The organism is candidate division KSB1 bacterium (genome assembly GCA_022566355.1).
Taxonomy (GTDB): Bacteria; Zhuqueibacterota; JdFR-76; order JdFR-76; family DREG01; genus JADFJB01.
The window spans coordinates 25,435-39,267 of record JADFJB010000027.1; the positions used below are offsets into that span (position 1 = coordinate 25,435).

Consider the following 13,833-nt stretch of genomic DNA (forward strand, 5'->3'; position numbering starts at 1 on the left):
AAATAAAGGTTAAGAAAGATTGATTTTTTATATTGACCGAAAATTTATTCATAGTAATCTTATTTATAACTTTAATATTTTTAGTGACTTAGTGTCTTTGTGGCAAGAATTCATGAATAGTGCAGGCTAATTATCCAAATACTATTTTTCTCGTAAAGGAGATTATGTCCACTCAAAGCACCGACAAAATAAGCAGCCGATTCCTCAATTATATCAAGCAATACCCTCATCTTAAAAATAAACTTTTCCGCCAGCTTCTCATAGCTCTTCACACCCGTGAAATTGTAACAATTGACCAAATTTATTCTGAAGCCAAAAAAGGTGGATTTCCATCCTCAAATAATCCGAACAGGAATATTTCAAAGCGAAGCCGGTGGGACGAGAAAGAAAAGGGCCTAATACAAAATATCACCCTGGAATATGCCAATAAACACCTAACAGAAAATGATATTGATCGAATAGTTGCTTTATCCCAACGCCGGCATGCAGCCAAAGCACTTGAAGATATCCTGAGTCTGCCTAATGTATCTTATAAATTGTTGGCTGACAAAGTTGAAGAATTTTGTCAACCTACAGAATATAAACAATCCTTGCCAGAAGCTGAAGAAATTGGAATTCGAGCTGCATTGATTCGTCATTTTATTAGCGACCAGTTAGAATTTATTGGAATTGCAAAATACAATTTCAAAATCGAAGATATGGTTCCAATTATTCGAAGGTCTTTTGGCCCTAAAACCGGGATTGGCAAAATTGGCGGAAAAGCGGCAGGAATGTATTTAGCATTTAATATATTGCGAGAGGCATTAAAAGAAAACGGATCAAAAAATAATTCCTGGAATATTAAAATTCCGGAAACTTATTTTATTCGCTCTGATGCATACCAGGAATTCATTCACACCAACGGCTTAACGGGATTCTATGACGAAAAGTACAAGCCGATGTACCAGGTTCGTCAAGATTATCCTATGATCCGTGAGATGTTTAAAAACGCTGAATTCCCTCCACGAATTGTAAAAAAATTATCTAAACTACTTAAAATGTTTGGCAATCAGCCTCTAATTGTTAGATCAAGCAGCCATTTGGAAGATAATTTCGGGTCCACATTCTCAGGAAAATACGATAGTATCTTCTTAGCCAACCAGGGAGATTTTAATGATCGTTTAGCATCATTGTTGGATGCGATTGCCAGTGTCTATGCAAGCACCTTAGGACCGGATCCGATTCTATATCGCCGTGAAAGGAACCTGATTGATTATGATGAAAGAATGGGGATTATGATTCAGAAAGTAATCGGAATTAGATACAGAAATTATTTTCTTCCGACTTTTAGCGGCGTCGCATTTTCCAGGAATGAATATAGATGGAATAAGAAAATTCGAAAAGAAGATGGCTTTGTTCGTTTGGTAATGGGTTTGGGAACCAGGGCTGTAGATCGCGTTGGTTCGGATTATCCAAGGATGGTTGCACTTTCCGCCCCTACACTTCGCCCTGAGTCCTCTGCATCCGCCATGCAAAAATATTCACAGCGATATATTGATTTAATTGATTTGGAGGAAAATTCATTTTCTCATAAGAAAATTACCGAATTATTGGATGAAAATACTGTATTCCCCGATTTGGATAAAATTGTTTCCATAAAGCAAGAAGATTCACTCATGCCACCCATAGGAACATTGATATCTGAAAGTCCGGATAAATTAGTGATCACCTTTGGAAAACTTCTCGCAGAATTACCGTTTGCACAAAATATGCGTTGGATTTTACAAACTCTCGAAAAAAAGTATCAAACCCCTATAGATTTGGAATTCGCGATTGACGGAAATGATTTTTATATTCTGCAATGTCGACCCATAAAAAAAATTGCACCGAATAAACCTGTAAAAATACCCATGAATATATCCAATGAATCATTAATTTTTTCAGCCGAAAAAGATACTCCGATGGGTATTGTTGAAAATATCGAATACATCATTTTTATAGATCCACTGGACTACAACCGAATCGACAAACCTGAAAACAAATCAATGTTAGGCAAATTAATCAGTCAATTAAATGACCAATTATATAATCATACATTTATTTTGATGGGACCAGGGAGATGGGGAAGTAATGATATTAACCTGGGTATTCCGGTAAGATATAGTGATATCCACAATACCAAGGTACTAATAGAGATTGCCAGGGTAAAAGAAGGTTATACTCCCGAGGTTTCTTTTGGTACACACTTTTTCCAGGATTTGGTTGAGGCCGATATTTTTTACCTTCCTTTATACCCGGATGACCCTCAGGTGATCTTCAATGAGAATTTCTTACATAAGTCTGAAAATTTAATTTTGGAATATCTACCCAATTATCCTGAATTTGCAGAATATCTGCGTTTGATTCACGTTCCAAGTGCTTCCAACGGCAAATACCTGCAATTACATATGGATAGTGATAGTGATAAAGCAATTTCTTTTCTTAGCAATAAGGTTGAAAAACTAGTTCCCCCTATCAGGATAATTTAAAATTTTATCCTATTTTGTTTCAAATTTTATGACAGGCTCCCATTCTTCGGTCGGTGGATTTTCCATAAGATCTAAACATCTACGAATATAGAGTTTTGCCGGTCCATCTGTTGGGAATTCTTTCAAAATTTTATTCATATCTCTCAGGCAATTATACCATTTTTTATCATAATAATAATTGAGCGCTTGATTATACAGGTTTACACGCAGATCCATGACAATATCCGGAACTTTATCAATTCCTATCAACTCAAATATTCGGATTGGTTTATCTTTACCTTTGACTTTTACAGAATCCAATTCACGAGAGATTATTGAATTGCCAACAGACTGTTTGGTAAATTCCGAAATGATAATTCTCGTTCCATAATATTTATTGAGGCCCTCCAATCTCGCACCTAAGTTGACCGCATCACCAATTACCGTATAATCAAATAATTGCTGAGAACCAAGGTTACCGACAACCATATCTCCAGTATTAACTCCAACGCCAATATCAAAGTAATCAGCTCCGTTATTACTTGTATAAACTTGTCTCATCTCATTCAATTTTTCGATCATTTTAAAAGCAGTGCGACAAGCTTGTTCCGCATGATTCTCATAGTAATGAGGCGCCCCATAGATTGCCATGATCTCGTCGCCGACAAATTTGTCAAGCGTACCATTGTGTTGAAGGACGATTTCAGTCATCTCAGTCAAATATTCCGATAGTTTATTCACAACCTCTTCAGGAGTTAATTTTTCTGAAAAATTTGTGAATGATCTTATATCTGAAAAAAGTACTGTTAATTCTTTACGCTCACCACCGTACTGAGGTGATGATCCGGAATCGAGCATTTCTTGGACTACACTCTTCGAAACATATTTCTGAAATGTCTGGCGAATTCGATTCTTTTCTCTTTGCTCCGTTATATACAAATACGCTGAATTACCCAGGTAACTAAACACAATGGCAAATATGGGTGTAAAGGTATTAGCCATTAAACTGTAGGAGGAAAACAAATAATATGTTCCTACGGCTGCGCCTAATATTAAGAATAAGGTAACGATCCCGCCTTTTAAGGGTTTTAGCCATCTAACCAAAACCGTTACTAATAGTACCAGAATTGGGATTAAAATTAATTGAATGTTCGCCGATAGCGTATTTAAAAATTGCCGGGTTAAAAGGGTATTGAGGGCATGGGCATGTACCTCTACCCCTGTCATTATTTGTTCATCCCGATGTTTATCAAAAAAAGGTACAAATTTAATATCGTGAAATTCAGGTGAAGTGCCGCCAATAAAAACGATTTTATTTTGAAATGTACCCCAAACATATTTGTGTAAATCAAAAATGTCCGTATCATTCTCGCCAAGATCAAACTCTTCATCATCCAGAATATTCACAAAAGAAAAGTGTTTAAAGGTCTCGTTTGGGCCGGCATAATTAATATAGAAGGAATTACCTTGTACAATCGGAATTTTATTGTCCCCCATTAAAAAATGATCTTCACTGTTGTTTATTTGAGAGTCAGTGAGATTCCATAAAAATTTAGCGGTTAGAGTTCCAAGTGAATAATAAAGAACACTATTTAGAGAAATTCCAAATATATATTGTCTAACGAAACCATCCGCGTCTTCAGGAATATTCACTAATCCCCATGGTATGGGGTTTAAACTATCGGGTTTTGAAATTGGATCAACCGGGTCAACTAAGTATCTATTCACTGTACCGGACCGAGCGACATCCTCCACTAGTTTACCAGCGAAAATCACATTACCAGCTTCTCTGGCAGCTTGCGCCAATTCTATATCCTGATTTACATCCAATTCATAAGGTTCGGTGAATTCAATATCAAAGATAATGATACGAGCCCCTGCTTCAGATAAATTACGAATTAATTTCGCATAATAATTTCGAGGATATGGGAACCTTCTAGGAATTGATTTAAAAGTTTGGTCATCGATACCAACAATAACTATAGATGTATCTATATTTGCAAGTGGACCTCTCAGGCGAAAATGTAAGTCTCGAACTTTCAGTTCCAGGTTATTGATAAATGTCAATTGAGAGAATATAAATGTGATTAGAATGGCACCAAATGCAACAGAGGTAAATCCAATTCTATTTTTGACTTTTTGATTCATTATTAACTTAAATAATCAAATAAATATTATCCTACTGACTACATTTTGCAATCAAAATCGTGATTCAAAACGAATTCTGAATGTACGGTCTTTAAATGAATTATTCTGAGTAAATTGACCATTTGAATCTGTAATACCACCATTATCAGAATAATCAATAATGGTTCCATCAAAAACCAAGGCTGATTTTGCAGAAACGTCAATCCTTCCGCCAAAATTCAAATTGTTCTTTGTATAATCAATGACCAATACATCTGCTTGCGGGCTAAGAGCTCCGGTTCCACCTTCAGCTTCAAACCGTCCGTAACCAGCATATAATGTCAACTTATTTTGTAGAGCTTTATATTCAGCTCTTAAATTTAACATTTTAAATTTAAATTGGGAAAGGCCACCAATCGAATTGTTTTTATTCTCTGAATAACTAATTCTTGTTGTTAACGGTTGTCTAAATTTGGTTTTCAATGAAAAAGATTGGATATCATTATTTATCCCTATTGGGAGGCTACTACCTAAACGTGAATTTACGAAAACATCGTTCTTATCCATAGTCACATAACTTATATTTATTGTGTTGTCCAGATCAAATAGTAGAAAATCATGACTTAGGCTAACAGTAATATCCTTTGTGGTATTGTCCTCACGGTTATCAAATTCTACATTGTTTATAAATTTAGTAGCTGTAATTTTATTGTCTCGATTATAGGATTTAAAATTCACAGTCAAATTGGGTAAACCATTACCCGGGAATAAATTAACACCTCCACGAAATGTTCGTAACGCTATGGTAGGATTATTATCTTCGGCTTTAAAATTGTCATCATAATTTTCATAACTAAGATTGAGATAAACACGATTTTTGAATAGACGAACCCGGTCTGAAATTTTCAATCCTCTGACATTTGATTTTAAGAATGAATTGGCCAGTGAATTGTATGCAGCGCCAATGCTTTTGTATTTTATCCTGAAATTATGCCGGGCGGCTCTTATTTGAATAGATGACGAATAAGCCCCGGAAGTGAAATCAGTCGGATCGAGTGGAGTCGTGCTTAAATTAATGATTAGGATATCTTCATAATCGGCCGGATCAAAACCCACATCCGTATCAATCAGATCTTCAATATCCTGTTTCGAAAGGGGTCCGGAAGATATATCATCGGTCAAGAGACTTACGGCGATTTCGGTTTTCCACCTGAAACGATTTTTAAATAAAGAGATGAGAAGATCGGCGCCACCGATCACATTATCCTTGGGGCGTAATCCTCCGCTGATGGATTCCACATCATCTTTTACTTTAACAGCGCTCAGTCCAAATTGAAAATTTTTACCACTGCCAAAGCTGGTTCGAAGCCCCCGAAGGTTTCTTTCAAAAGTTCCCGATGAAGTTGTACCTGGACTTATTGAACGATTCACCTTACCCATTACAAAATCAAAGTTGATGAATTTTAAATTTAGCTGCGCTTCGAATCCACGCACTCTCTTACCCCACAACATTAACTGTGAAAATCTTGGTGATGTATCACCGACATATAAATTAACTATACCGGTTTCAACCCAAAACAAGAACCGGTGTCTTGGTTGAAAAACCTTGTCTTCCAAGGAGGTTAGATATACCCTGGAGCCGTATTTTATTTTTCCGGAATTTCCACGAATTCGTGCTCCTATTTGGTGGTTATTACGCTCATTTCCACTATATTTATCAACTTTAGATTCTATAAAAACACTGCCCGACATGATTTTACTAGAGGGTCTACTTACTGTAGTACCTCTTGCAACAGCAGCTTGTGTTCCTGTTACTTGGAAATTCCATTGAATCGGTTTATAAGGATTACCGTTTGCATCAAATAAATTGACTTGAATGGTGTGAGCACCCACCGGTAAGAATGCCGGCGCGTAGGTGATCAGATCTGAAGTAATCTCAGCAACGACTATGCTACCATCTAAATAAAGCTGGGATCGAGTTGAATCAAACGCTGATGCATCAAGAAATACCGATACGGCGATGAAGACATCCTCGGGTGCAACTTTTTCCCCGGGCTCAGGACCAAGTACCAGATAATCTTCATCGCTTAGGTCTTGGCTTGCCTGTGGAGTAACTGTTGGAGTCTCGATCGTTGCTGGAGTGTCAGATCGAGGGGTTATTTGAATCGAAAAAGGGTTAAAATAGGGATCACTAACCGGTAAAGTGATAATCTCTGAACCTTTAATAAAGGAAAAAAAGTATTCAATTTTATCAGCAGAAAATGGGAATGCTGGTAACCTTCCCCGAAATTCGTTGCCAATATTATCTAAAATAATATATTCATAAGAATCTTCACCCGAAACACGGTAGTAAACCCGCATTTCATCACCCGAAGTAAACTCACCATCTACTTGAACCATAAGTTCTATAGGCTTGTTTTCTTCAGCCTGGAAGATTTGATCATGTATCAATCTTACTTGTGCATATGATAAAGACGTAATTGTTAAGAAAAGTAAAAACAAAATCAGACATTTGCCGCTCAACGAAAAAGCGATTGTGAATTTTCTCATATGCCTATTGCTCCTGATCTTCTTGTTGAATGATCAAATTTTTAATAGCTCCTTTTGCATCTCGAAATTCAATGCTAAAACCCTGGGCACCTTGAAATTCTGCTGGAAGATTGTTATTCTGAGTATTTTGCACATCAATATTTTGGCCATCTGATTTGCCAGTCTGACCCGCAACAATTTGGGATTGTGCGAATTGGTTTGCCAAATCGACAATGCCATCGAAAACAGTCAGGAATAAAGCTTTTAATGTTTCATCAATTCTTGCGAGGCCGGATGTGCCTTTTATAGTAGCAACCCCGTATGGAGTTTCCAATCGTATGGCCGTTTTTTGCCTCTTCCGAACATTAAAAAACAAAAGACCTGATGTCATTTCGATTCTTTTTACGATGGATTTATCTTCTTTCTTGCCATGAATCGTAATATTGGAATTTCCCCAAATCCGCATCAATGTTTTATCATCCGTAAAAACCAGGGCGGCTTGTCCAGCTTTTCCGGTTCTGAGAACGTCTCCGTTTTTAAAACGGCTGCCTTTTTTCCCTTTCTGAAAGTTTGTGGAATTTTGTTTTTTAACTTCCACATCTCCTTTGGATTTAAATAGTAATGCAATATTTTGAGCCTGGGATAAGTTAGCGAAAAAGAGCACTAATAAGCTGGTTAAGAGAATTGTTTTTCGTTTCATTTTCTTGCCTCTAAATTATTGTATGGTTGAACTTGTTTGTTGGTTTTGGGCTATCCAATTTTCAATTGCTGTTTTTAATTCTTCCAAAGAACTGGGTTGACCATCTTTTGTAACCACTCCGGAAGGAACAAAACCCATTAGCTTATCCGGATCACTAAACCAGCTGTCGACTTCAGTTTGACCATATAAATCATAAAGCAAACCTTTAATGATTTCCAACTGAGAGTTGCCGGCAAGATCGCCCGGAGAACCGACTTTAAAAGCGTAGGCCTCACTTTTAAATGAATCAAAATCCGGCCCTCCGGAAGTTTGAACATTTAGTTGAATACGCCATAAGTATATTTTACCAGCTTCAAAAGGAAAAAATTCTGACTGAGGTGTAAAAGTATTTACACCACCAATAAGATTCTCATTAATCAGAGGAAGACTGTTGAAAGCTGCTTCCTGGTCATCCCCATCTGGCCATTCAACTACAATCAAGTTAATATCTGTACTATTTGTATCCCACGAAAAAGTTGGATTGGAGAAATAAATTATCGGGATATCCGGATCATACTGGCTTTGAGGATCAGGAATTCCAGGTGAAATTAATTGCACGAGTGTTGGATTTCCTGGATTAATGGTAAGAATTGTCTCGTCTTCCGGATTCGAATTTTCTACTAAAACTATACCTATTACAAACTGATACACTTTACTTGGCAAGGCGCCAAGCTGTGCAATTTGCTGTGCTAATCCGCTTACTTCGCTATCTTCAATTGAATAATAATCCATAGCATAAGGAGAAGCACCGAGGTTCTGGTTAGTTATTACCGTGACGCCAGGCGATAATCCGAACACTACAGTTGCCCCTTCAGCTAACAAAACGTTATCTGCAAAAATATTAAATGTTAGGACTACGTTTACAACTGCTTGACCCGTATTAGACATGGTAATTTGAACCCAAGCAGAGGAACCAGGATCCATTAGGTTAAGGTCATTCAAAAAGAATACCTCAATGGCAGAAAGAAAGACAGCGTCAATAGTAATATCCGCCTTAGAATTAGAAAAACCGAACTGGGCAAAAATCAAAAAAACGAAAATGAGTTTAAATCGTTTCATAATTAAATCTCCATTTAAATAGTTTTATTTTGCATTATTTTAAAATAGATGTAAATAATGTGTAATTCTTGGGATATTTATCATTGCTACAAGTTTATGAATTTATAGTAATATTTGGTAAGAATAAGAAATTATTTTTAAAAAAACAAGTACTTAGAGTATTTTTTTGAATTAAATACCAAATTACGATTTCATAAATTTTACCATTTATTGTAATTCATCAATTAACCTGGACTATTCACAAACTTTTTCACCGTCATCCAGAAGGGATTTATTTTGCAACTATTTTATACTTACGATTATGCTTTTTCAAATTTTATGGAAATAGATCCCGTCGCGTGACGGGATGACAACTTTGGAAACTTCAAGCTTAAAATTATAATTTATGAATTATCCAAGTTAACAGCTATTCTAAATGATAATCAGGGTAGGCTGATCTAAAGATTTCAGTCCTGCGGTTAGATTAATAATATAATTTGAAAGATTGATCATATTATTGTTGATAATTTAGCTTAGTTCATTCATAGTATTTGTTTCTAACTTATTGGAACTAAATCATTTACTTTGGGTAATAATTTTTAATAAATTTATTGAGATAATCATCATAATTTATAAACTCACGCCATCCAGTCCAGCCATTTTAATTATTCCAGGAAATTATATGAAAATTTTTACTTTTTTTTCTTTCTTATTTTATGCTACGTCATTATTCTCACAAATCAGCTTAAATACAACACTAATTGACAATATCAATTATGGCCGAAGTGTAAATGATGTTTGGGGCTACACTGATGAAAACGGCAACGACTATGCATTAGTTGGATTGATTGACGGCGTTTCGATAGTGAAAGTGGATTCAAACCAAGCTCAGGAAATCGATTTTGTTCCTGGAGTTACTTCAGTATGGAGAGATTTAAAAACACACAGTCACTATGCTTATGTAACTGCCGATCAGGGTAATCTTGGATTAACCATTATCGATCTATCACCTTTGCCCGATTCGGTAAGACTTGTAGCTGAAATTTCCACTTATTTTGAGCGAGCTCACAATTTATATATTGCTGATGGCTATGCTTATATTTCAGGATCAAATATTTCCAGAGGAACCGACATTTTAGATCTTTCCAATCCTGAATCACCAGTCCGAATTGGCGTATGGGAAGATAATTATTTCCATGATATTTATACGAAAGGAGATACTTTGTACGGTAGTGCTGGATCAATATCTACTGTAATAGTTTTAGATATCAGTAACAAATCAAATCCGATTTTGATTGGTGAAATTCAATTTCCTGATGGGGGATATTCTCATAATGCGTGGACAAGTGAAGATGGAAATTATCTTTTGACTACTCAAGAAACAGGCGGCAGAACGGTGAAAATGTGGGATGTGGGTGATTTGGAAAATCCAAAATTAGTAAATGAATACTTATCCTCTCCCGGTCAACTGGCTCATAATGTGCATATCAAAGATGACTATGCATACATCTCTCATTATGCGGATGGACTCCGCATCCTGGATATTTCAGATCCGGAACACATGGTCGAAGTAGGCTATTATGATACTCATCCCAGTGAAGAAACAGGTTTTGATGGAAATTGGGGTGCATTTCCATTCACTGCCTCAAATTATATCTATGCTTCAGATAGGGAATTCGGACTTTTCATCTTATCATTTAACAATAAAAAAGGCAGTAGATTAAACGGAAATGTTTTGGATTCATTCACAGCTCTTCCTGTTGGGGGTGTTAATCTAGAGATTGTTGAACTTGGTCTAAAATCAACGAGTGATGAATTTGGTAAATATAAACTTGGAATGCATTCTGGTGGGGCCTATACAATTTTATTGTCAAAATTCGGATATGAGCCTGGTGCAATTACAGTGGACATATCCGATGAGGAAACAAAAACACTTGACTTGAACATTGCTCCTAAAAAGACAGGCAATTTGCAGGGACTTGTGAGTGATAGTTTGGGCCAAACCATTTCTGATGCGATCATTCTGATGTTGGATACGCCTTTTGAAGAAATCATCACAGATCTAAATGGTCAATATCTTTTTTCAAATATTCCGGAAGATTCTTATACAATCGCCATTGGCAAATGGGGATTTAAGCCCAGATTTATTGATGTCACAATTCAGGGCGATTTAACAAATATTTCTGACATTACTTTAGCCCGGGGAATTGTTGACAATTTTGAATTGGATTTAGGCTGGGACATAGGGGATGGTAGTAATAATTTTGTAGGGCCATGGAGGCTTACAGATCCGTTAGAGTTAGGATATGGTCTTCCACTTCATCCCAATAATGACAATACAATTGACCCTGGAAAATTGGCTTTTTTTGCGCGCACTTTAGCTTCCCAATTACAATTAACATCACCATCATTCGATTTAAGAGAAGTTAACGATCCTACAATCCAATACTCTTATCATTGGTTTCCCCGAGGAGATAATGGAGATGAACTGAGAGTTGATATTTCCAGTGATAATGGACAGTCATGGAACAATCTTGCAGTGTACTCAGATCCGGATGCTACTTCAGACTGGACAAATGCCGTGCATTCTATTTCAGAGGGCATTGCCAAAACTGAATTCATGAAAGTCAGGTATACAACTGTTGAAAATGGAAGAAGCTCAAGCTTTGCATTGCTTGATGATTTTAAAGTTGTAAGATCCATTATAGAACCATCAAATGGTGGTACTGATGTTCCGGATAGGTACCAACTCATGCAAAACTATCCGAATCCTTTCAATCAAGGAACACTGATTCGATTTTTTATTCCTGAAGAAAATCATACGACTTTAACTATTTTCAATGTATTGGGAAATAGTATTATTAAATTAGTGGATGAAATATTACCGAAAGGTGATTATTCATATCAATGGGATGGTCTTGACAAATTAAAAAAACGGCTACCAAGCGGAATATATTTGTATCAACTAAAGACTAATAACTTTGAAAAAACTTACAAAATGTTGCTTTTAGAATAGGTTAAGATTTCAGAAAGTTGATAACGACTCAATTTTTTCAATTCGATAACGGATAATCCCAATAGGTACAGAGATATCCACCTCATCTCCTTCTTTCTTCATCATCAGTTGTTTAGCTATTGGAGATTCATAACTAATAATGTCATTGTCAATATCAGATTCTGCAGGGCCAAGGATCGTGTAAACATCTTTGCTTCCGTCATCAAGATTATTTAAGTAGACCTTTTTTCCAACAGTTACCTGACCATCCGGTAGATCTAAATTTTCAATAATCTGAACACCACTCAACATTGCAGACATTTCTTCAATACGCTTTGCAGTAAGCTGTTGTTTTTCTTTTATCGCTTTATATTCAGCATTCTCTTTTAAATCCCCTAATTCTCGGGCTTCTCCAATTTGTTTCGCAATCTCACCTTGCAATAGTTTCTCCATGCTGTCAATTTTATTTTGAATTTTTTCAAAACCAGCGTGCGTCATGTAGTTAGGCATATTCACCTCATAAGTTTTCTTATGAAATTATTTAAGCGAGAAACAATATATATTTGAATAAAAAAGGGAAAAGATTCGAAATAATCTTTTCCCTTATAAACTAAATCCCGGCAACGACCTACTCTCCCGCAAGGCTACCCAAGCAGTACCATTGGCGCTGGAGGGCTTAACAATCGAGTTCGGAATGGGATCGTGTGTTACCCCTCCGCAATAATCACCGGGAAAAAGAATTTCTAAAAATCCATGGAAAAATCTCGAATTATCTGTCGTAAATAAAAATAATCGGTTAAGCCTCACGGTCGATTAGTACTACTCGGCTAAATACGTTACCGCACTTACACCTGTAGCCTATTAACCTCGTCATCTCCGAGGGACCTTTAGTTCTACCAGCAAGCTGGTAGAAAGGGATATCTAATCTTGGGGAGGGCTTCGCACTTAGATGCTTTCAGCGCTTATCCCTTCCGTACATAGCTACTCTGCGATGCCACTGGCGTGACAACAGATACACTAGAGGTACGTCCATTCCGGTCCTCTCGTACTAGGAACAGCTTCCCTCAAATATCCTTCGCCCGCAACGGATAGGGACCGAACTGTCTCGCGACGTTCTAAACCCAGCTCACGTACCGCTTTAATTGGCGAACAGCCAAACCCTTGGGACCTTCTCCAGCCCCAGGATGCGATGAGCCGACATCGAGGTGCCAAACCGAGTCGTCGATGTGGGCTCTTGGACTCGATCAGCCTGTTATCCCCGGAGTACCTTTTATCCGTTGAGCGACGGCACTTCCACATGCTACCGCCGGATCACTAAGCCCTGCTTTCGCATCTGCTCGACTTGTATGTCTCGCAGTTAAGCTCCCTTATGCCTTTGCACTCTACGTACGATTACCAACCGTACTGAGGGAACCTTTGGGCGCCTCCGTTACTTTTTAGGAGGCGACCGCCCCAGTCAAACTACCCACCAAACACTGTTCTTTCCGATGATTCAACCGGACAAGTTAGGATGTCAACATAACAAGGGTGGTATTTCAAGGATGACTCCACCTGTACTAGCGTACAGGCTTCAAAGTCTCCCACCTATCCTACACATGCTAAGCCAAAACCCAATGTTAAGCTGTAGTAAAGGTTCACGGGGTCTTTCCGTCCTGTTGCGGGTACCCGGCATCTGCACCGGGACTACAATTTCGCCGAGGCTCTGGTTGAGACAGTGCCCAAGTCGTTACACCATTCGTGCAGGTCGGAACTTACCCGACAAGGAATTTCGCTACCTTAGGACCGTTATAGTTACGGCCGCCGTTTACTGGGGCTTCAGTTCAAAGCTTCTCCCGACAAGTCGGGATAACCTATCCCCTTAACCTTCCAGCACCGGGCAGGTGTCAGTCCCTATACGTTGTCTTGCGACTTGGCATAGA

The 13,833-nt window shown here is 37.5% G+C and carries 7 protein-coding genes and 2 rRNA genes; 2 read left to right on the forward strand and 7 right to left on the reverse strand.

Features of this window, described 5'->3' with window-relative positions; translation table 11 throughout:
* The first annotated feature begins 164 nt into the window (after positions 1–164).
* Positions 165–2,507, forward strand: coding sequence for a PEP/pyruvate-binding domain-containing protein (locus IIC38_06935; protein ID MCH8125680.1), 2,343 nt, complete (start codon positions 165–167; stop codon positions 2,505–2,507).
* Positions 2,508–2,516: 9 nt separating this feature from the next.
* Here IIC38_06935 and IIC38_06940 read toward each other — a convergent pair whose 3' ends face one another.
* The 4 genes from IIC38_06940 to IIC38_06955 are packed head-to-tail and all read right to left on the reverse strand — an operon-like array spanning position 2,517 to position 8,940.
* Positions 2,517–4,634, reverse strand: coding sequence for an adenylate/guanylate cyclase domain-containing protein (locus tag IIC38_06940; protein ID MCH8125681.1), 2,118 nt, complete (start codon positions 4,632–4,634; stop codon positions 2,517–2,519).
* Positions 4,635–4,685: 51 nt separating this feature from the next.
* Entirely contained in the window at positions 4,686–7,163 is a 2,478-nt protein-coding gene (locus IIC38_06945; protein MCH8125682.1) for a hypothetical protein, read from the reverse strand.
* Between the two features lie 4 nt (positions 7,164–7,167).
* Positions 7,168–7,842 carry a FecR domain-containing protein gene (locus tag IIC38_06950; protein MCH8125683.1) on the reverse strand — a complete coding sequence of 225 codons (675 nt, stop codon included), beginning with the start codon at positions 7,840–7,842 and terminating at the stop codon, positions 7,168–7,170.
* A gap of 15 nt (positions 7,843–7,857) precedes the next feature.
* Complete coding sequence (locus tag IIC38_06955; GenBank protein MCH8125684.1) at positions 7,858–8,940, reverse strand: hypothetical protein; 1,083 nt, start codon at positions 8,938–8,940, stop codon at positions 7,858–7,860.
* Positions 8,941–9,601: 661 nt separating this feature from the next.
* Here IIC38_06955 and IIC38_06960 point away from each other — a divergent pair.
* On the forward strand, positions 9,602–11,935 hold the full coding sequence (locus tag IIC38_06960) for a choice-of-anchor B family protein (GenBank protein MCH8125685.1): 2,334 nt from the start codon (positions 9,602–9,604) through the stop codon (positions 11,933–11,935).
* A gap of 9 nt (positions 11,936–11,944) precedes the next feature.
* Here the strand turns inward: IIC38_06960 and IIC38_06965 are convergent, their stop codons facing one another.
* The 3 genes from IIC38_06965 to IIC38_06975 form a co-directional block, all read right to left on the reverse strand.
* On the reverse strand, positions 11,945–12,430 hold the full coding sequence (locus IIC38_06965) for a transcription elongation factor GreA (protein ID MCH8125686.1): 486 nt from the start codon (positions 12,428–12,430) through the stop codon (positions 11,945–11,947).
* Between the two features lie 99 nt (positions 12,431–12,529).
* A 5S ribosomal RNA gene (rrf, locus tag IIC38_06970) occupies positions 12,530–12,646 on the reverse strand.
* A 60-nt stretch (positions 12,647–12,706) separates the two neighbouring features.
* A 23S ribosomal RNA gene (locus IIC38_06975) occupies positions 12,707–13,833 on the reverse strand; the annotation flags it as partial.

Bases quoted from the DNA above. Each gene is read 5' to 3' on its own strand.
- IIC38_06935 (MCH8125680.1), top strand. From the start codon at position 165: ATGTCCACTCAAAGCACCGACAAAATAAGCAGCCGATTCCTCAATTAT.
- IIC38_06940 (MCH8125681.1), bottom strand. From the start codon at position 4,634: ATGAATCAAAAAGTCAAAAATAGAATTGGATTTACCTCTGTTGCATTT.
- IIC38_06945 (MCH8125682.1), bottom strand. From the start codon at position 7,163: ATGAGAAAATTCACAATCGCTTTTTCGTTGAGCGGCAAATGTCTGATT.
- IIC38_06950 (MCH8125683.1), bottom strand. From the start codon at position 7,842: ATGAAACGAAAAACAATTCTCTTAACCAGCTTATTAGTGCTCTTTTTC.
- IIC38_06955 (MCH8125684.1), bottom strand. From the start codon at position 8,940: ATGAAACGATTTAAACTCATTTTCGTTTTTTTGATTTTTGCCCAGTTC.
- IIC38_06960 (MCH8125685.1), top strand. From the start codon at position 9,602: ATGAAAATTTTTACTTTTTTTTCTTTCTTATTTTATGCTACGTCATTA.